The 20,116-nt window shown below is 58.2% G+C and carries 18 protein-coding genes and 2 pseudogenes; 19 read left to right on the plus strand and 1 reads right to left on the minus strand.

Translation table 11 applies throughout. From position 1 onward, the window contains the following. Positions 1-62 precede the first annotated feature (62 nt). The 15 genes and pseudogenes from Q8S60_RS04470 to Q8S60_RS04535 all read left to right on the plus strand — a co-directional run bounded on the left by Q8S60_RS04470 (position 63) and on the right by Q8S60_RS04535 (position 16,845). The gene (locus Q8S60_RS04470) at positions 63-716 is read left to right on the plus strand and encodes a TetR/AcrR family transcriptional regulator (protein ID WP_305276954.1); all 654 of its coding nucleotides are present in this window, start codon (positions 63-65) and stop codon (positions 714-716) included. A 244-nt stretch (positions 717-960) separates the two neighbouring features. Next, positions 961-1,761: an enoyl-CoA hydratase/isomerase family protein gene (locus Q8S60_RS04475; protein WP_305276955.1), complete on the plus strand. Its 801-nt coding sequence runs from the start codon at positions 961-963 to the stop codon at positions 1,759-1,761. 1 nt (position 1,762) lies between these two features. Further along, the gene (locus Q8S60_RS04480; RefSeq protein WP_305276956.1) at positions 1,763-2,923 is read left to right on the plus strand and encodes an acyl-CoA dehydrogenase family protein; all 1,161 of its coding nucleotides are present in this window, start codon (positions 1,763-1,765) and stop codon (positions 2,921-2,923) included. Between the two features lies 1 nt (position 2,924). Continuing rightward, the gene (locus Q8S60_RS04485) at positions 2,925-3,680 is read left to right on the plus strand and encodes an SDR family NAD(P)-dependent oxidoreductase (RefSeq protein ID WP_305276957.1); all 756 of its coding nucleotides are present in this window, start codon (positions 2,925-2,927) and stop codon (positions 3,678-3,680) included. 713 nt (positions 3,681-4,393) lie between these two features. Then, a pseudogene (locus tag Q8S60_RS04490) lies at positions 4,394-5,032 on the plus strand (hypothetical protein); the annotation flags it as partial. Positions 5,033-5,151: 119 nt separating this feature from the next. After that, complete coding sequence (locus tag Q8S60_RS04495) at positions 5,152-5,586, plus strand: hypothetical protein (protein ID WP_305276958.1); 435 nt, start codon at positions 5,152-5,154, stop codon at positions 5,584-5,586. Positions 5,587-6,555: 969 nt separating this feature from the next. Then, positions 6,556-7,455: a Tn7 transposase TnsA N-terminal domain-containing protein gene (locus Q8S60_RS04500; RefSeq protein WP_305276960.1), complete on the plus strand. Its 900-nt coding sequence runs from the start codon at positions 6,556-6,558 to the stop codon at positions 7,453-7,455. Next, entirely contained in the window at positions 7,452-9,407 is a 1,956-nt protein-coding gene (locus Q8S60_RS04505; protein WP_305276961.1) for a Mu transposase C-terminal domain-containing protein, read from the plus strand. The genes Q8S60_RS04500 and Q8S60_RS04505 overlap by 4 nt, the downstream gene beginning before the upstream one ends. 25 nt (positions 9,408-9,432) lie before the next feature. Continuing rightward, positions 9,433-10,368, plus strand: a complete 936-nt coding sequence (locus Q8S60_RS04510; protein WP_305278262.1) for a TniB family NTP-binding protein — start codon at positions 9,433-9,435, stop codon at positions 10,366-10,368. Next, positions 10,356-10,775 (plus strand): annotated as a pseudogene (locus Q8S60_RS18950) (TniQ family protein); the annotation flags it as partial. The gene Q8S60_RS04510 and the pseudogene Q8S60_RS18950, both read left to right, overlap by 13 nt. A 246-nt stretch (positions 10,776-11,021) precedes the next feature. Beyond that, the gene (locus Q8S60_RS04515; protein WP_305276963.1) at positions 11,022-11,996 is read left to right on the plus strand and encodes a hypothetical protein; all 975 of its coding nucleotides are present in this window, start codon (positions 11,022-11,024) and stop codon (positions 11,994-11,996) included. A gap of 379 nt (positions 11,997-12,375) precedes the next feature. After that, positions 12,376-14,007: an NAD(P)/FAD-dependent oxidoreductase gene (locus Q8S60_RS04520; protein WP_305276965.1), complete on the plus strand. Its 1,632-nt coding sequence runs from the start codon at positions 12,376-12,378 to the stop codon at positions 14,005-14,007. 149 nt (positions 14,008-14,156) lie between these two features. Further along, positions 14,157-15,500: an erythromycin esterase family protein gene (locus Q8S60_RS04525; RefSeq protein WP_305276967.1), complete on the plus strand. Its 1,344-nt coding sequence runs from the start codon at positions 14,157-14,159 to the stop codon at positions 15,498-15,500. Between the two features lie 3 nt (positions 15,501-15,503). Beyond that, complete coding sequence (locus Q8S60_RS04530) at positions 15,504-16,157, plus strand: dienelactone hydrolase family protein (protein ID WP_305276969.1); 654 nt, start codon at positions 15,504-15,506, stop codon at positions 16,155-16,157. Position 16,158: 1 nt separating this feature from the next. Further along, positions 16,159-16,845: a phosphoribosyltransferase gene (locus Q8S60_RS04535; protein ID WP_305276970.1), complete on the plus strand. Its 687-nt coding sequence runs from the start codon at positions 16,159-16,161 to the stop codon at positions 16,843-16,845. A 3-nt stretch (positions 16,846-16,848) separates the two neighbouring features. On the opposite strand, the gene Q8S60_RS04540 is transcribed toward Q8S60_RS04535, so the two are convergent. Next, positions 16,849-17,283, minus strand: a complete 435-nt coding sequence (locus Q8S60_RS04540) for a hypothetical protein (RefSeq protein WP_305276971.1) — start codon at positions 17,281-17,283, stop codon at positions 16,849-16,851. Positions 17,284-17,504: 221 nt separating this feature from the next. Between Q8S60_RS04540 and Q8S60_RS04545 the strand changes: the two genes are divergently transcribed. From Q8S60_RS04545 to Q8S60_RS04560, 4 genes are all read left to right on the plus strand, one after another. Next, entirely contained in the window at positions 17,505-17,789 is a 285-nt protein-coding gene (locus Q8S60_RS04545) for a hypothetical protein (RefSeq protein WP_305276972.1), read from the plus strand. A 27-nt stretch (positions 17,790-17,816) separates the two neighbouring features. After that, on the plus strand, positions 17,817-18,221 hold the full coding sequence (locus tag Q8S60_RS04550) for a DUF3775 domain-containing protein (RefSeq protein WP_305276974.1): 405 nt from the start codon (positions 17,817-17,819) through the stop codon (positions 18,219-18,221). A 69-nt stretch (positions 18,222-18,290) separates the two neighbouring features. Next, on the plus strand, positions 18,291-18,710 hold the full coding sequence (locus tag Q8S60_RS04555) for a CBS domain-containing protein (protein WP_305276975.1): 420 nt from the start codon (positions 18,291-18,293) through the stop codon (positions 18,708-18,710). 271 nt (positions 18,711-18,981) lie between these two features. Further along, positions 18,982-20,115 (plus strand): sensor histidine kinase, encoded by a 1,134-nt coding sequence (locus Q8S60_RS04560; protein ID WP_305276978.1) that lies wholly within the window; start codon positions 18,982-18,984, stop codon positions 20,113-20,115. Position 20,116 lies beyond the last annotated feature (1 nt).

Consider the following 20,116-nt stretch of genomic DNA (forward strand, 5'->3'; position numbering starts at 1 on the left):
CCAGTGCAGGATGGCAAGACCTCGATTTACTGAAATGGGGATGTCTGAGAAGGGATAGCTTGGTGGGAAGAACAGCCAAAGCGACAGAAAAACTGCCTTCCAAAGGCACAATACGTCCGCGCAAGCGGCTCACACGAGAAGAGCGCTCCGCTGATGTCCGCGAAGCTATATTCCAGGCTGCCGCGAAAGTCGTCGGGGAGTATGGATATGCAAATGCGTCGATTTCCAAGATCACGGAATTGGCCGGCTTTGCTCAGGGCACCTTCTATCTCTACTTCGAGTCGAGGCAGGAACTTTTCGATGAGTTGCTGCCCCATGTGGGCGCCGACATGTTGAGATATATCCGCCCGCGTGTCGCTGGCGCCAAGGACATCTATGAGATGGAAGAGCGGGGCATCCGAGCTTTCTTCGATTATTTGAACGAGAATCCAGGTTTCATCCGTGTCCTGAACGAAGCCGAAACCGCCGCTCCGATCGCCCACAGGAAGCACTATCAGGTGCTGGCGACAAAATATGTCGCTGCGTTGGAAAGGGCGGCGCGTGCGGGCGAAATCAAGAACTTCGATCGGGAAGAGCTTGAAACGGTCTCTTATATGATGATGTCTGCCCGCAGCTACCTCTATATGCGCTACTTCAAGAACAGGGATCAGGCAAAAAAACAATCCGAGAAGGTGATCAAAGCCTACATGAAAGTCGTGAAAAGCGGACTCAACTAATCTTGCACGGGTGCCGATCGGCATGGGATGCGGCCCGATCCCCTTTTTTCCAGCTGACTGACTCTCTCTAGAGAACAAATATGTGCAGCGGAAAAGTTGCCTATCGACGCGCGCGAGTTTTTATGAATATATAGTCAGTGACTAATGAATCATCATTTATTGCCGGGCGGCGATTCTCGACATCGAGCCCCGATCCTTACGCTTCCTCCGGATCTCGCGCAGAAGACAACAAAAAGGAGTAATCATGCGATTTGCCAATTATCAGACCCTCGAATTCGCCTATAGGGGCCGAGTTCTTAACATCACGCTCAACCGCCCCGAGAAGCTGAATGCTGTGGATGCCGTCATGCACGAGGAACTGGCGCGGGTGTTCGTGGACGCGTCCAGCGACCCCGACAGCGACATCGTGGTGCTGACCGGCGCCGGACGCGCTTTTTCCTCAGGCGGCGACATTGGCTGGATGCAGGAAATGATCGACGATCCGGCGCGGTTCGAGAAAACGGCGCGGGAAGGTAAGCAGATCGTCTATACGCTCCTGGATTGCGAAAAGCCGGTGATTGCGAAGCTCAATGGGCACGCGACCGGCCTTGGTGCGACCATCGCGCTCTTTTGCGATGTGATCTTCGCGGCCGAGAACGCCAAGATCGGCGACCCGCATGTGAGTGTCGGGTTCGTGGCGGGCGATGGCGGTGCGGTGATCTGGCCGCAACTCATCGGCTTTGCGCGCGCAAAAGAATATCTCATGACGGGCGACCTCCTGTCCGCGTCGCGGGCTGCGGAGATCGGTCTCATCAACCACGCCGTGCCGGCGGATGATCTCGACGCGCGCGTCGATGCATTCGCAGACAAGCTCGCTGCGGGCGCAACCAAGGCGATCTTGTGGAGCAAGATGTCGGTGAATATAGCCCTGAAGAAACTCGCACACTCCATGATGGATGCCTCGCTTGCCTATGAGGCGCTTTCCAATATCAGTCCGGACCATCAGGAAGCCGTGAACGCGTTCCGCGAGAAGCGTCAACCTGTCTTCGGCGCGAAGCGAGGCTGAAATGGATTTCTCAGAACCGGAGCACCTACGCCACCTGCGCGACATGCTTCAGCGTTTCGTCGAAAAGGAAATGCCGCGAAGCGCCGCCCGCGAATGGGACAAGAACAACCATTTTCCGCGTGAGATATTCAAGAAGCTCGCAGACCTTGGTGTTATGGGGCTCACAGTTCCGGAGGAATATGGCGGCGCTGGTCGTGATATCCTTGCGACTATGGTTGTGGTCGAAGAGCTCTCCCGCCGCAGTCTCGCCGTGTCGGTGCCTTATCTGATGGCGACCTGCTACGCGGGGATGAATATCGAGGAGTGCGCCACGCCTGAGCAGAAGAAGAGACTTCTGCCGAGGGTAGTGGATGGATCGCTTATCTTTGCCTATGGCTGGACGGAGCCGGATACGGGTGCGGATCTCGCCAATGTGAAGACGCGGGCGGAGCGTCACGGCGATGTGGTGCGCATCAACGGTGCGAAGCGTTTCTGCTCCGGCGCGGAAATCGCCGACTATATCTATACCCTTGTCCGCACCGGTCCCGAGAACGAGCGCTATGGCAACCTTTCTCTCGTCATGGTTCCTCCGACTACACCGGGCGTATCGATTACCCGGATCGAAGGAATGGGCATGAAGGGAGCCGCCACCACCGACATCGCCTTCGATGACGTGCAGGTGCCCTTCGAGAATGTCATGGGCGGTGAGGAAGGCTGGAACAAGGGGTGGTCGATGATTGTCGGTTCCGGCCTCGATGTCGAAAAGCTGGAAGTGGCGGCGATTGCGGTCGGTGTCGCCCAGGCGGCGCTCGACGACGCATGGCTGTATACGCGCGAAAGAAGGCAGTTCGGCAAGGCAATCGGCGACTTCCAGTCGGTGCAGCACAAGCTTGCCGACATGAAGACGCAGCTACATGCCGCCCGCCTGATGCTCTACCACTCGTGCTGGCTTGCGAACAACAAGACGAGATGTGGTGTCGAAACCTCAATGACCAAGCTTTTCGCGACTGAGGTCGCCAAGAACGTGGCGATCGAGAGCCAAACGATTTTCGGTGCCTACGGTTATGTGAAGGACTTCGACACCGAGCGCTACGTACGCGACGCACTGCTTCTTCCGATCATTGGCGGATCGTCCGCTATCCAGCGAAACAACATATACAAATGGTCAAACAAGAACATTTGATATGAGCAAGCAACAGCATCAGAAGAAAAGAGTGCTGGTCACCGGAGGTGCAAGCGGAATTGGCGCCGCCGTGGTCAACTTTTTCGACGAGATTGGGGAAATTGTCTGCAGCGCAGACATCACACAGCCTTCGATGTCCACCAAGGCCGCCGGCATGCACCTTCAGGGGGACGTGTCTTCCAAGGAAGATGTGGCCCGCATCACCAGCATGGCGATAGACAAGATGGGAGGGATCGATGTTCTCGTGAACAGCGCGGGCATCGCTGATACGATCGCGCCAACAGCAGACCAAGACATCGAAACCTGGCGAAAAATCATCGAAATAAATCTTACCGGCACCTACCTTATGTGCCGAGAAGTTGGAATGCATATGCTGCAGGAAGGGAGGGGGAGCGTCGTGAATATCGCTTCAGTCGCCGGCATATCCGGTTTCCCGTGGCGCAATGCCTACAGCTCTTCCAAGGCGGCGGTCATCAATCTCACCCGTTCGCTGGCCTGCGAATGGGGGGACAGGGGAGTCCGCGTGAATTGCGTTGCACCCGGATATATCCGCACCCCGCTTGTGGACCAACTTGAGTCGGCCGGAAAGATCGACACTGGGCATATCAATGGGTGCACTCCGCTCGGCCGCCTCGGGCGCCCCTCGGAAATTGCCCATGCGGTTGCTTATCTGTCGTCGGAATGGTCGTCCTATGTCACGGGCGCAATCATTCCTATTGACGGAGGCTGGACCGCCTTTGGCGGTCGGGAGAGGTAACTAGCTTCTGACTACGGATTGATCGCGCAGGGCGCGGTGCGGTCCTGGCACCGATCTTCAGGCGAAGGTCAGATCGTCTGTTGCCTCCAAGCCTTTCTCGAATGCGGGCTGCTCACGCCACTTCCGGAGGGTTTGCATATCTTGTGACCGATGCCATGCACCAATGGCTGTGCAGGGAAAAAATTGAATTAGCCCGGCATTCTCGACGGCCGGGCGGGGAAAAATTTCGCGAGTGGGCGACGATATGAGGCGACAGACGAATGCGGAACGCATCTTTCGCGAGCACGCCGTAATCCGCATGGTCGATCCATGTGCAGCATTAACCCAGAAAGAAACGCATGACGCGGCGTGCAGACTCTGATGCAGGCTCGCAAAGACCTGACAATGGAGCTGCGATTCAGGGTGTAATCCATCGCGTAAGGTCACCGCAATCCTGAGGGGCGGGATTGTTTGCCAAGGATACCGTGTCGCCGAACCCTGCATCTGGGGAGGACTCAAACTTCTCATCCCGTCGCACCACGGAAGTGTCAAACATGGTTACAGATGGCGGGGGGGGGGCGGGCTGCCTAGAGGCCCCTTCTTTGACCAACATTGAGTGGCCGCTCCTGGCGTAGAGCAGCCCTTCGAAGGGAAGAGGGAACTTGTTCGTTTAGCTAGGGTTTCATCTTCAACTACTGAGGCTTGATTCCGTTGTGCATGCCATCATCCAAATCGGCCTGTATTCCGGCTTGCGTCAGAAGAACCTGCGCCAGCTCCTGATCTGTAACCGTAGCGAGGTTCCGCTATCGGAACGACGGCTCACGGAACTCAAGCGAGGTCAGCTGCGATGGAACGGCCGCATGTCAGGCTGGGAGCTGTTCATTCCATCGGCCGCTTTCAAGAACGCAAATTCTTCCTACTTCGGCAACAAGCCGTTTCAACTGGTGCTGCCGGATCTCGGCGGATTGTATGAAGCGATAGACGCCTATGTCCGTCGTGGCAGGCCGCGGCTTCTTCATGGTGCGCCGGATCCTGCCACATTCTTCGTCAAGACCGTGAAGGCCAGCTCGGCAATTGCTGCCTATGACCAGACGACCTTCTATGAGGCCTGGCGGCTCACGATACAGCGGCACGGCATCTACAATCCCTATACCCGTCGAGGGGCGATCGAAGGGTTGCTGCCGCATGGGCCCCATAATGTCCGCGACGTGCTCGCGACCCATATCCTGAAAAAGACCGGCTCCTATGAGCAGGCGAGCTACGCCATTCAGGACACGCCCGATATGGTCGCAAAGCACTACGGCCGGTTCCTGCCGCAGGACAAGGCGGCGCTCGCTGCACAAGTTCTCAACAAGGTCTGGGAGGCGTCATAGGCGAGCAGGCAGAGGCGGGATGCAGAAGTCCCGGTCCCTTCCGATATCAACTTGATCGGCAGTGCTGAAACCGCGAAGCTCCATATGCTGTGGGTTCTGCCTCCAATGGGAGATTGGCCATGACAGACCGGAACACGAAATCTGAAAAGCGGTCCTTTACCGGTGATATCGACGCGCAGGCGTCGGTCAAGGTGAAGAGGAATGACCGGTCTGTTGCGTTGAGGCTGACAAAGACCCTGATGAAGAAAATCGGGTTGCGCGGAAATCGGTTGTTCGCCGCCGCAGTCGAACTCGAGCCGGGGCATTCGATCCTTCTGATGATGGACGAGCAGACTGCGTCAGGGCATCTAAATGTACTGCGCACCGGAGAGGGCCGGCTTGAGCTTGTTCTCCAAAGCGAAGGTGAGGTCGAGGTCGACGATCTGACGGAAGCCTTTCTCACTATCAAACGTGCCCAGCTGGAGAAGGGTGACTTGCGTCTTTCGGGGCCGATGTCGGCCGATGATTGGGCGAGGCATGCGCAGCTTGCCTACAACACCGACGCAAAGACATAGCAAGCGCGGTCGATGCGTCGGGATAGCGGGGCTGCTTTCTGTCAGTTCGGCTGTGTAGGCCTGCGTGGCGAGAAACAGACGCTGGCTTGACTGCCCAGGCTGTTTGGACAGGGTTTCAGGGTTAAGTCGTTGATAGATAACGGTTTGCCCCTCAAACTGGTAAAAGCCGCATTTTCTGGGGCAAACACAACAGATTCAATGGGTTCGCAGTTTTCCGGCGTCCCGCCGCGGACGGCACCGGCAGTGATCGCTCGTGGTGAAGAGAAGCGCGGGTGGGTTGGTCTTTGTCAGGCCAAGACCCTGGCCACTTGGAACCTGCGCCCTCACCGCCTCCGTCTCGCGCCTGCTCTCAAAGGGAGCGTGTCACTGGGCACCCGGTGATCGGCACAACGACCGCGATTACATCGGACTTGCGTGCCTTTGCGCCTGATCTCGGCTAAGCGAGCCCAACCTCACGCTATTACAGACTCGAACGATCTGGCGATTTGTGATCGCAGATCATTTTCTGGGCGCCGGCCCGCCAGCTCCGATCATATTTACCAGAGCCGACGGGCTGTATTCAGCGCCGCCGTAAATCGAAAAACAACGCTGGAAAAAGGAAAACAAGGCTTTAAAATAGAAAAATAGGTGGATTCAAGTAATCGATTTTTCGGAAAAAGACATATTTTCGAATTTCTAGATGTTATCTCATTTGATACTATAGACACCCTAGCTTGTTTCGACGATGACTTGACAACAGCCCCGATTCTGCTTCACAAAAACAAAACCGCCCGGCAGCTGTAACTGCCAGGCGGCTTGACCCCTTCAAGGGTCAAACACGTGCGCTTCTACTACAAGCGACGTGACTGGGTGTGATTCTACCCAGTCCTGGATGCGCACGCAATTGGATTGCGCGCGCCCCGGAGGAGCCGGGGAACGCCTTGGGCGTCGGCTCCGCCGTGAGCGTTCGTTTTGAAAAGGAAACGAACGATGAAGCACAGGACTGTGGGAGATTTGCTGCCTCCCGAAATGCAGCGCTCGACCGGATATCAAGCGAGGTTTCAGTCGGACGAAGAGGCATCGGAAGGAGCCTCCTGTCTCGATCCTCGATGTGAGCCCGCCCTTGGCGGGTGCCGCGAGATAGCACATGAAAAAGCCCAAGCGCGAAACATTGGGTCTTATGAACCTTGGTCCATTTGGCCGGACGGAGGACATCTGACTGACGAACCGACCCCAGAGCTTATTGCACAGGTGAAGAAAATCGCTCCCGGTCGAGATGTCGTCAAAAAGCAAAGATGGGGGCGGGTTCGCATCGTTCCGAACATGAAGCCGGGAACGGAATTTGTGGCGGAATCGTCTCTGGAACGAAACTTCTATCTTCACATGCTGCTCGACAGAGATGTCGAAGAACTCGGAGGCCAACCGGAGACTTTGGAGTTCTGGGTGGATGACCGCAAGGTTCGCTACACGCCCGACTTCTGGGTCAGTCGTAGGGGCGTGCTTTTCTACATCGAAGTCAAGCCCGCCCACGCGCTCGCGAAGCGGGATATTTCGGTAAAGCTCGAGGCGGCTGCGAAACTTCTGAAAGCGCGCGGAATACGCTTCGAAATCATCACCGACAGGCGGATTCTCGAAGACGTTCCCCTCAGGAACGCGGACCTGGTCTATCGATACCGTCGGTGTCCCCTCGAGCATTACATCATTGATCGGATCGCCACTTGTCTCGGCGCCGGACGACATGTCTTCAAGGAAACTGAAAACGCACTCGGAGGGCCAAGCTTTCGACCATACATCATGCGATCCATTCTGGCCGGACACATTGGATATGCACCACGCATCCCGATCTCCGAACATTCTCTCATCTGGTGGCATAGGGAGAACAGACCATGACTGGAAAGCTCCTCGCTCCGAGTGAGAAGGTTGAGCTCCGCGGAAAAAGCTGGGTGGTCGTCGATGTAAACGAAGACGGAGACACGATTCTCCAATCGAGTGAGAATGGACGATACCTTGCAGTCTCTGAACTGGAGCTCAAGATTGCCTACAAGAACGGTGACTTGAAGCCGACGCCCGGCGGCCGGGGTTCGAACAAGAAAACTACGGACCTCCTCGATCTTCCGCAAAAATATCAGGAAGAGCTTCAGCGCCGGCGTGACTATCTACGCTTGTTGCAGGCTCGTACGAAGAACCCTGGTCGAGATGAACTCGAGCGCAACATCAAGATCGTTGGAAGTGTGTTGGGAGACCCCAAGTCGCCATCCGTTTCAACTATCTACAGGTGGAAAAAGGATGAGGCGACGGCGAAGTCGATGGGCGATCATCCGATTCCGGGATACCGCCGAAGAGGAAACAGAAACGTCAGAATCACCAAGAGCGTTCAGGATATCATCCGGACAAAGATCAACGAAGATTACATGAACGGCAGGCGCCTGTCGTTAAAAAGCACCTGGAAACACATCGTCCAGATCGTTGACAGCGAAAACAGTAAGTTGCCCAAGGAAGAGCAGCACACTCTCCCCGGGATAGGCGCAGTTCGGCGTGTTCTTCACAGAACATTCTCCCCATATGAGATCTGTCGAAAAAGAGAAGGCCCCATTGCTGCAGACCGGAAGTTTCGGATTTCGGGAAAGTCGCTCGAGCCAGACTATCCAATGCAGCTCGTGCAGATAGATCACACTGTGGCGGATCAGATTGGCTTAGACGAAGATCTGGTTGCCATACTAGGACGTCTCAATGTATCGGCAGCGAGTGACGTTTACTCCGGTATGATCGTCGGGCTGCAGGTCGGATTCGAGCCACCAAGCACAGCATCCCTTTTCAGCTTGATCAGAAACATGATCCTTCCGAAAGCCTATGTGCAGGAGCGATGGCCGGAAATTCAAACCATTTGGGAGTGCGATGGGCCAGCCGACATACTCACTATCGATCGGGGTAGAGAACTACTCAGCAAGGCGCACGTTGCCTTGTGTGGAGATTTTGAAATGGAGGTCGATATTTGCGGTGCAAGACGCCCGTACCAGAAGGGGGTGATCGAGAATTTCTTTGGACTTCTCTCCCACAATTTCTCCAGGAGAATTCCAGGGGCGACTTTTTCCAACCCTCGTGAGCGGGGAGAGTACGACTCAGTTAAGCAGGCGTGCCTTGCCTATACTGACATTGTCAGACTACTTCACCAGTGGGTCATCGAAGTACACGCAAATCAGCCACGGAATGAAGGTGAGGGGCGCACGAGGCGGGAGATATGGAACGAGGGAATGGCTAAGCGTCCTCATGTCCCGATCCGGCCAATTACAGACTTCGGAGTGTTCATGGCAGGACGTGCCGAGCCTATGCTCAACGGCAAAGGCGTACGAGTCTCCAATGAATTCTATAGGTCGCCTGATCTCGAGCTCTTGCGAAGACGGACAGGCGACAAGAAGGTCCGGGTCCGCTTCGATCCGGCAGACATGAGTGAGGTTCATGTCTTTGATGCGCAGTATGACCAGTGGTTGACAGCCTACAATGTCGATCCATTGCACCACGGCCAGTCGCTTTACCAACTCCGTTTGGAGCGCAAGGCGCGCCTTGGGCCCGAGTCTGCTGCGGAGCGCGCCCTAAGATCTGCAAAACACGAGGCCAGATTTCAAGAGGATCTGGACGCAGCAATAAAGCGCTCCAAGCGGCAGGGCGCCAAGCGTCCCAAGATCAATGCGCGTGCAAACGGTGTCGGCATTCAGGCCCATTCAAACATCGGCCAATTTGCAACGCACAAAAAATCGTCTCTCCCGATCGTTCAAAAGCGTGCTCAAGATTATGTCGGTGATGATGTCGATTTTGGAGAATTCCGCAATGACGACACCAAATGAAATCCGACAAGACAGATTCACTCGTATGCGCGACGAGGCAATTGAGGGCGCGGTTCGGCACAAGACCTTTACCAGGTGTCTTGATCGGTTGGCCCGATTCCACCAATCGTCACTCTCCGAGTCAAAGTGTCGCTGTGCGTTCGTTACCGGTGAGACTGGAGCTGGAAAGAGCACTCTCATTGAATACTACGCTTCGCAACATCCGAGAGTGTCGGGGCGGAACGTTGATTGTGCGCCGGTTGTATGCGTCCGAGCTCCAGGGCGGAGCACGGTCAAGGGTCTCGGCAGCGCAATTCTCATCAAGTTGGGAAGTCCGTCGCCCGCTTCATGGTCGGATTTCGAGATCACAAATCATGTCATCAAGCTGATCCGTGCAATGGATGTCCAGCTTCTGATCATCGATGAGGTCCAGGACCTACTCGAATGGAAACGGAATTCTTCTCTGTTCCCAACGCTGGTAGCTAACTTCGTTCAGTCGATAATCGATACTACGGCCACGGGTGTGGTGCTGGTTGGACTGCCAAACATAGAGACGATTGCTGACCAGGAAAGGCAGCTCGCTGGTAGGACTGGCGCCTATATCAGAATGACGGGACTGCGCCCGACGAGTCCCACTGAGAGAGCGGATTTTAAGCTGCTGATGGAAGCATTAGGGATGCGCTCTCATCTTCCGTTTTTTGCCCCCTTGGATTCGCCATTGATTGCGCTCCGGATTCAGATTGCCTCAGCAGGATATATCGGCGAGGCCAGACGACTGGTTCGATTTGCAGTCAATTGCGCAGAAGACGAAGGAAGTGCTCTGGTACGGCTGGAAGATTTCAGCGCCGCATTGAGGGACATGACGCCGGGGGATTCCGTCCGTGTCGATCCGTTCAAGATGTCAGATGTTGATTTGATGGCATGGATCGAGATTGATCCCAAGAAGGCGATAAAGGATGCGGGGCCAAAATGGATAGAATAGCTTCCATCGAGGGGCTTTATTTTCCGCTACGCCCGCCGCCTGAACCTGATGAAAGTTATTTGGGATATGTGCTGCGGCTTGTTGCAGAGAACGGGGTCAAGCTTCGGCGTGGCTACTCGGCGAGAATATTCGGTGCTGACTTGCCACGGCTCCCGATAGATCAGAAGTGCATTGCCGAAGCAGTGCGACTTAGCGGCACTCACGGTGCCTGGCTGAAGCAGGCGGCCTATCACGCCGGAAGACACAGCCGACCAGGAAAAGAGCTTGTGTCATTTCGAGGCCAATTTGTGAGGCGCAATTGGCTTGCGTTGGGAAATCCGAGAGTATGCCTCCAATGTTTGAGGGAGGGTGGCGAGCATCATCGATTCCTCTGGGATTTTCGCCTTTTCAGGCGGTGCCTCATTCATGGAGCCGTCCTCACAAGCAAATGCAGGAACTGTGGCGACGAGCTTACATGGTCAAGGTGGCTTGATCTGCAGACAGAGGATTTTCGATGTATTTGTGGATATCGACTTCTGGATCTGGATGGTGAGGTAAAGAGCAACCCTCTGTCGAGTGGGCGACATTGTAGGGCTGGAAGACTTCTCGCCAATCGTATTGCACCTGAGGTGTACCCTGCTTGGCATAGGGACCTACATCCGGATATCGCCCGGTTGCCGCTCGAAGCGATTGTGGAGCTCTGCCTCTATCTCGGCGCAATTGCCGATCAGGCGAGCGCCAGAAAGCGAGGCCGTTTTTCTCCAACCAGTGCGGGATACGTCGAGAACAGGGTCTCACTGGGTGTGAAAATTGTATCAGGGTGGCCGACGGCTTTTCACCGAACTCTTAGACAGCTGGTCGAGAAGAACATTCGCCGTGGACGGACGTCAGTGAAGACCGTTTTGGGATCCTGCGCGCAAGAGAACTTGCTGGAGGATTTGGGGGCCGCGGAACGACTTGTTCGAGCGGAGCTGGTGAAGTTCCAGGAATCGTCATTTTTTGTCGATGAGGTTCTGTGTCGGAAGCGCCCCGCAAGAGGAACTTATATTCGTCTCTCGGGAACTATCAGCTCTTCGCAGGCGCTTGACGTCCTGAAGCTAAGTCCATCCTCATTACGATGTCTCCTGCGAATAGCAAAGAGAGAGGGGGTGGAGCATAGCCTCCACGCGGGACAGTGGTGGTTCAATGCCGACCAGGTTCATGCTGTGGCAAAAACTTATAGTGTTCTTGTGGACTTAAAGCAGATTGGGGAGATAATCGGCGTCGGTCCTCATATGCTCTCAGAACTAAGGCGATCTTTTCACCTGCGCCTGGTAATGCGTTCAGTAAACGGCCGAAGAGCGCTGACCTGTGAGGCAGAAGAATTCGAGAGACTGATTGAAAAGGTTGGGTACATTTCACAGAACGTTGTAGCGCGTGGAGGTTACCTTCAGGGAAAAGAAGCGGCTCGCGTGTTTTCCAGGCGGGGCTTGTCGTGTGCGGATCTTGTCGATGCAATCATGGACGACATGTTGCCGGCGGTAAGGATTGTCGGTTCAGACCCGAATACGGGTCGGCTCTACTTCGAGAAAAGGGCAGTTCATGAGGTGGCCCGGCAACTCTCGGCGCGGTCAACTGACGAACCTAGGTGGGACGATAATGGCTATTAAATCGAGACTCCGACTTTCATGAGTTCGATACCACCGGGCGGTTGGCTTTATCAGCTGGGGAGCAGCCCGTGGTGGAGATAGTATGTATTGTGAGTGCGCGCTTCCACTTAGACACACAGACCTATACTGGTCGGCCAAGCTATTTGCCGCTGATGACGTATTCTCGCTTTTTGCGCGCACAAACGTTGTTATTCTCACGTTATAGCCATTGCGGGCATCATCGTACGCAGTAGCTTGAAAAGCTAACCCATTGATTTGATGACAGACGGAGTCCTACTTTATGCTATCCGTCGCACCGGGCCGCGAACCCTCCTCTTCCCTTGTGCCCGCCAAGACGCGGGCTAAGATCGATCAACAAGAAAATCGGGAGGATGGCGTCATGGCTCGTGAAGCGAGTGCGTCCGCGCAGGCGGATATGAAGGAATTCGATGCGGTGGTGGTCGGCGCCGGTTTCGCCGGAATGTACATGCTGCACCGGCTGCGGGGCCTCGGCCTCACCGCCCGCGTTTTCGAGGCGGGCGACGGCGTCGGCGGCACCTGGTACTGGAACCGCTATCCCGGCGCGCGCTGCGACGTCGAAAGCCTCGAATACCAATACGGCTTTTCCGACGAGATTCAGCGCGGCTGGACCTGGACGGAGCGATACGCCGCCCAGCCCGAAATCCTGCGCTACCAGAATTACGTCGCCGACCGGCTCGACCTGCGCCGCGACATCCAGTTCGAGACGCGCGTGACTGCCGCCACCTATGACGAGCGCGCGGGCCTGTGGACCGTCGAAACCGATCGGGGCGACCGCGTGACCGCGCGCTTCTGCGTCATGGCGACGGGCTGCCTCTCCGCCGCCCGCGTGCCGGACTTTCCGGGCCTCGGCGACTACGAGGGCGAGTGGTATCACACGGGCGACTGGCCGCATGCAGGCGTGGACTTCACCGGCAAGCGCGTCGGCGTCGTCGGCACCGGCTCGTCCGGCATCCAGAGCATTCCGCTGATCGCCGAACAGGCCTCTCATCTCACCGTCTTCCAGCGCACCGCGAATTTCACGCTGCCGGCCGGCAACCGGCCGCTGGCGCGCGAAGAGATCGAGAAGTCGAAGGAGACCTTGCTGGACGACCGCGCGCATGCCCGCACGACGCCCGGCGGCATCATCTGCTTCGAATACAACGAAACGCTGGCCGCCGACATGACGCCGGAGGAACGCTACCGCGAGCTCGATAAGCGGTGGCACCAGGGCGGCTTCGCTTTTCTGGGCGCCTTTGGCGATCTGATGGCGTCACCGGAAGCCAACGACGTCGCGGCAGATTATGCGCGCGCCGAAATGCGCAAGGTCATCAGGAACCCCGCCGTCGTCGATATTCTCCTGCCCGACGATCATCCGGTCGGCGTGAAGCGACTCTGCCTCGACACGCATTATCTTGAGACGTTCAACGAACCGCATGTCGACATCGTGGACGTCAGGGCGGCACCCATCGAACGGATCACGCCGAAGGGGATCGTCAGCGGCGGAAAGGAATATGAAGTCGACTGCATCGTCTTCGCGACCGGCTTCGACGCCATGACGGGCGCGCTGAACAGCATCGACATTACCGGCCGTAACGGCACGAAGCTTCGCGAAAAATGGGCGGCCGGACCGCGCACCTATCTCGGCCTCGGCTCGGCGGGCTTCCCGAACCTCTTCTTCATCACCGGCCCCGGCAGCCCCTCCGTTCTGAGCAACATGATCGTTTCCATCGAGCAGCATGTCGACTGGATCAGCGACTGCATCCGCAAGCTGACGGCGGGAAATATCCGCTCGATCGAGGCGCGGCCCGATGCCGAGGACCAGTGGGTCGAACATGTCAACGAACTGGCGAGCGCCACGCTCTACCCGCAGGCGAACTCCTGGTACATGGGCGCCAATATTCCCGGCAAGCCCCGCGTCTTCATGCCCTACACCGGCGGCGTAGGCGTCTATGGAGAGAAACTCGCGGAGGTGGCCGCTGCCGACTACGAGGGCTTCACGCTCGGGTCGTAGCGGCTGCAGGACAGAAAGGGCGGGCGATTGATCGACATCAATGCCCGCCGGACAAGTGCGACTAGCCTTCATGTACCGCGGCCCGTTGAAAACGGCGGTCGATGCGGTACTTCCCCTGGCGTCGAAAAGCCATGTGGACGAGGGTGGATATGGCCGACTACCGCACTGCGCATGAACACAGAAAATCGCATCAGCCGGCGCTGACCGGCATGCTGCGCGCACATGCGGAACCTTTGCCGCCGCCCCTGAAGGCAGAAGAATTCGGCGGATTCTTTGCGCGGTTTGCCGACGCTCGCGTCGTGTTGCTCGGCGAGGCCTCGCACGGCACCGCCGAGTTCTACAATGCGCGGGCCGCCATCACGCGCGAACTCATCCAGCATCATGGCTTCAACATCGTCGCCGTCGAGGCGGATTGGCCGGATGCGGCACATATAGACCGCTATGTGCGCCACCAGGCGGCGCGGCCGGGCCGGGGCGAAGCCTTTTCCCGCTTTCCGACATGGATGTGGCGCAACAGGGAAGTCGTGGCTTTCGCCGACTGGCTGCGCGCTCACAACGAAGCTCTGCCGCCTGCCGCGCGGGTTTCCTTCAATGGCCTCGACGTCTACAGCCTCGACGAATCCATCCACGCCGTTCTCACCTATCTCGACCGCGTCGATCCCGAAGCGGCGGGTCTTGCGCGGCGGCGGTATGGATGTCTGACCCCATGGCAGGAAGAGCCGGCGCAATATGGCCGCGCGGTTCTCTACCGGGGCAAGGAGACCTGTGAGGGGGAAGTCGTCAGGCAGCTCAACGACATGCTCGCGCGCCGGCTCGACTACATACGCGAAGACGGTGAAGACTGGTTCGATGCGGCGCAGAACGCACGCGTCGTGAGAGCGGCGGAACACTACTACCGGATCATGTATCGCGGCTCGACGGAATCCTGGAACCTGCGAGACCGGCATATGTTCGACACGTTGACGGCACTTCTCGCCGCGCGAGGTCCTGATGCCCGCGCCGTGGTATGGGCGCACAATTCGCATATCGGCAACGCGGCGGCGACCTCCATGGGCTGGCAGGGCGAGTTCAATATCGGAGAACTCTGCCGCACGACATTCGGAGACGGCGCGGTCGCGATCGGATTCGGAACGGATCGCGGAACCGTGGCTGCCGCCAGCGATTGGGGCGGCACGATGGAATTCAAATCGGTCCTCCCTGCGCGAGCCGACAGCTACGAGTATGCATTCCGGAAGACAGGCATCTCCCGTTCGCTGACGGATTGGCGTGGCCCCGCCCGCAGCGAGCTTGCCGAGGCCCTGCGCGAGTCGATGCTCGAGCGTGCGATCGGCGTCATCTACCGGCCGGAAACGGAATTCCTCAGCCATTATTTCGAAGCCGTGCTTGCCGATCAGTTCGATGCCTATGTCTGGTTCGAGGAAACGACGGCGGTGACGCCGCTTGCCGCCGGGCGTCCGCATGGCGCGCCCGACACTTATCCGTTTGGACTCTGAAAAATGGTCGTCATTCACGAACCCTTTGCCGTCGAGATAGGCCCGCAGAAACTCCAGGCATATCTCGCCCTGCCGGACGACCCGAAAGGTCTCGTGATCTTCGCGCATGGCAGCGGCAGCGGCCGCATGAGCCCGCGCAACAACTATGTCGCCGCCGCCTTGCGAAAGGCGGGGTTCGCGACATTGCTTCTCGATCTGCTTACGCCGCTTGAAGAGAAAGACAGAAGCAATGTCTTCGATATCGCGCTGCTGGCGAGTCGGCTTTCGCTCGCAACATCGTGGGCGGCGGAGCGCGCCGACACCGGCAGCTTGAATGTCGGCTATTTCGGTGCCAGCACAGGTGGGGGCGCGGCACTGATGGCGGCAGCGGAGCCGGATGCCCGGGTCGCGGCAGTTGTGTCGCGTGGCGGACGACCGGATCTTGCGGGTCCGGCACTCGCCCGCGTGCACGCACCGGTGCTGCTCATCGTCGGCGGCCTGGACGGTCCGGTCATCGGCATGAACCGCGACGCTTTCGCGCAACTGCGTGGGGAGAAAGAACTCGTCATCATTCCCGGCGCGGGGCATCTGTTCGAAGAACCGGGCACGCTCGACCAGGTCGTGCATCACGCGGTCCGGTGGTTCCTGGCCCACCTGCCGAAACCCGGGGAATGCTGACATGGCGAAGACGCAAACGGGCTCCACAGACCGCATGTTTCTGGACCGCCACGATGCGGGGCGGCAGCTTGCCGCCGCCTTGCGTGGATATACAAAGGACAATCCCGTTATCCTTGCGCTGCCGCGCGGCGGCGTGCCGGTCGCCTTCGAGGTCGCGAAGGCGTTGGGCGCGGAACTCGATCTCCTGTTCGTGCGCAAGATCGGTGCGCCGGGCCATGACGAACTCGGCATTGGCGCGGTGGTGGACGGGCTGCATCCGCAGCTCGTGCTGAACGAGAATCTGGCGCGCCGCACCGGCGCCGGAAGGGATTATGTAGAAGCAAGAATGGCGCGCGAACTGGACGAAATAGAGCGGAGACGCGAAGCCTACAAGAAGGGTGAACCGCCGGTCGATCTCGGCGGACGCGTCGTCATCCTGGTCGATGACGGTATCGCGACAGGCGGCACCGTGAAGGCGGCGCTTCGCGGCATAAGCCGCAACAGTCCCGCGCGGCTCGTACTCGCCGTACCGGTCGCGCCCGAGGAAGCGATAGAGGAAATGAACGCGCTGGCCGACGAGGTGATCTGTCTTGCGACGCCTGAGCCCTTCCAGGCGGTCGGCCTTCACTACAGGGATTTTACCCAGACATCGGACGGCGAGGTGGTGCTCCTGCTGGAACTGGCGAAGGCGTGGCGCTCGCCTTCATGATGGCTAAACCCGCGCGATGGCGCAGAGCAGCATGCTGATTTCGCCTTCGCCCCAAAGCGGCAGGACGAGACGCGCATAGTCCTTTGCCTTGTAGTAGGTCGGCGCGCGGCCCTCGACGGTTGCGCTCGCTTGCGCGCGGAAAAAATCGAGCGGCGGTTTCACGTCGACCTCATCGACGAAGCGGCCGGCAAGTCCCCCATTGTGGGAAGCGGAGATATCCTTGCCCACGATCTCGAAGCGAAAGCGCTCCGGTTTGGTGAAAGCCGCGACCAGCATCAGCCGGTCGGCAAGCGCCGGAAGCGCCGAGAGATTCACATCGTCCCAGTAAGGCATGTCGCTCGCCTTGCCGCGTATCAGGCCACGCCAATAGGCATGAACCGTTGCGAGATCGGCTTCGAGCGTTGGCGGCAGGGCGTAGGGTGTCGGGAAATCTGTCATTTGAATTCGCGGCTTTCCGTCTTTCGGCGTCGCAAGGAAGGCCGCCAAAGTTACTCCGCCTCGCTTTTAGCGACAACTTCTTTGGCCGCGGCGAAGCCGGCCTCCGATGAACTGCCTGCAAAAAATTCGAATATGACCTGAATCAAGGAAATCTCCTGCAGCGTTCGGCAAACTAAATAAATTGGATGGCCATGGTGCCTCCGAAGCACAGGAGGATCGACATGAACGCGCGCTTGACCGCTTTTCTTCCCGCCTCTGCCTTCGGCAGCGTCACGGGTTTCGCCTCCCGAGAAAATTCTCATGCAACGGCTGAGCGCAAGTCGGGAGAGGCTGCGCCGCCGGTTCTGGTTCCCTTGTGGGTTGCCATGGGTATCGCCGGCGCGGCGGCGTTGCTGCCGTTCTACGGCGCCGCCTTGTGGGCGCTGCCGGCACTTGCTTTCCTGGTGGCCTGTCCACTGCTTGTTGCCGGCGTGGTTTTGATGGAGGGCAGCGCGCCCGCCGACTAGTCGCGACGCGGTTGCGGAGAGACGAAGATGCTCACCATCAACCCCGAGAAAGTCTGCCACGTCGTCGTCAAAGCGCGGGTGCTCGACGCGAAGGAGAGTGTCAGCGATCCGTCGTCGGGCTCCAATCCCACGGACGATGGCGGCACCGACATTCTGGAGGATTTCGCAGACGATCCGACGCGCCAGGAACTCATCGAGTTTATTCGAGCCCTGGACGAGGACGAACAGGTCGAACTCGTGGCGCTCTCATGGCTCGGACGCGGCACTTATGAATTCGACGAATGGGAGGAGGCGCTTGAGGAAGCACACGCCGCGCATAATGAGCGCACGGCTGAATATCTGACCGGACTGCCGTTGCTTGGCGACTACCTGGAGGAAGGACTCGCCGCATTCGGCGAGAGTTGCGAGGACTTCGAGAAAAACAGGTTGTGATCGCGCTGCGGAGACAGTTGCTTTTCGGTGCGCGGAATTCACCGCTCACCAAAATCAGGGAGACCGGACATGAAAGTCAAAGACATCATGCACAGCAAGGTGACCTGGGTGGGCCCCGACGAGACCCTTTCCCGGATTGCCACGAAAATGCGCGACGACGATATCGGTGCGATACCGGTGGGCGAGAACGATCGTCTGGTCGGCATGGTCACCGACCGGGACATCACCTGCCGTGCGGTCGCCGGGAGCGGCGACATGAAAAAACTGAAGGCACGCGACGTGATGACGAAGAATGTCGTCTGGTGTCACGATACCGACGATATCGCGGAAGCGGCTCATCTGATGGAAAGCAAGAAGATCCGCCGCCTTCCCGTCATCGACCGAAACAAGCGGATGGTCGGCATGTTGAGCCTCGGCGACTTCGCGGGCCGCGCGCCGAAGAGTCTTTCCGGCGAAATCGTTGCGGCGGTCGCTGCCCATCACGGTTGACGTGCCGGCAGAGCCGGGATCGAAACAGTCCAATACAGGAGAATGACCCTCGAAGGGTGTTCCGAAGGTCGAGGTGCCGAAACTGGCCAAAGCGAAGAAAGCCAGCGGGAAAATCGAAGTCAAAAGTGCCTGAGTCCCGCGAGATAGCGCGGGCAAACGGGAAGCCCGGGTGCCCGCGCATCATTCAACAAAATTTCTCGTGATTTTGGGTGGCCGCCCCGCGAGCCGCAGGGTATCTTGAAAGTTGGCTTTCACTATCCGGGTGGCGGGGATGGGTACCGGCGCGAACACGCCGTTCAAGGACGCGGAAAACGCGGCGCTCTTTCGTATGCTTGTTGCGACAGCGGTGGACGGCATCATCGTCATCGATGCCCTGGGAACCGTGCGGCTCTACAATAGTGCATGCGAAAGTCTCTTCGGCTATGGGCCGGAGGAGGTGTTGGGCCGCAATATCAGGATGCTGATGCCCGCGCCTTATCGCGAAGAGCATGACGGTTACATCGATGCCTATCACAGGACCGGTGAGCGCAAGATCATCGGCATCGGCCGCGAGGTGTTCGGTCAGAACAAGGATGGCTCGACCTTTCCGATGTATCTGTCCGTCGGCGAGGGCATGTTCGAGAACGAGCGGGTCTTCGTGGGCATCATTCACGATACCACGGAACGGCATGTTGCAGCCGCGCGCCTGCGGGAAGTGCAGGGGGAGCTTGTCCATGTTTCGCGGATGAACGAAATGGGCCAGATGACCTCGGCCCTCGCGCATGAACTGAACCAGCCGCTCACAGCGATCATGAATTATATCCGCGCGGCGCAGCGGACCATTGCCGCGCTCGACGATCCGGCGGTCGTCCGCGCGAGGGACCTGATGGAGAAGGCTGCCGACCAGACGGGCCGGGCGGGGCAGATCATCAAACGGTTGCGGGATTTCGTCGAAAAGCGGGAGGCGATCCGCGCCGAGGAGGATCTGAACAGGACGATCGAGGAAGCGATAGCGCTTGCACTTGTCGGCGCCTCGGATACGAACGTCAAGGTCGTCGTCGATTTCGACCGGGGCATCCCGCCTGTCGTCATGGACCGGATACAGATACAGCAGGTGATCCTCAATCTGGTGCGGAACGCGGTCGAGGCCTTGCAGGACGTAGCCCGGCGAGAGCTGACAATCGCAACGAGGTCCGACGAACCGGACTACGTCCACGCGTCTTTTGCCGATACCGGGCCGGGACTGCCGGACGAAGTATCGAGCCGGTTGTTCCAACCCTTCGTCACGACCAAGGAGAAGGGCATGGGCATAGGTCTCTCGATTTGCCAATCCATTGTCGAAGCTCACGGAGGCAGACTCTGGGCGGTGCCGAATGAGGGTGGCGGCACCGTCTTTCATTTTCGCTTGCCCATAGCGGGTCTGTAGA

This window comes from Parvibaculum sp. (assembly GCF_030694575.1).
Taxonomy (GTDB): domain Bacteria; phylum Pseudomonadota; class Alphaproteobacteria; order Parvibaculales; family Parvibaculaceae; genus Parvibaculum.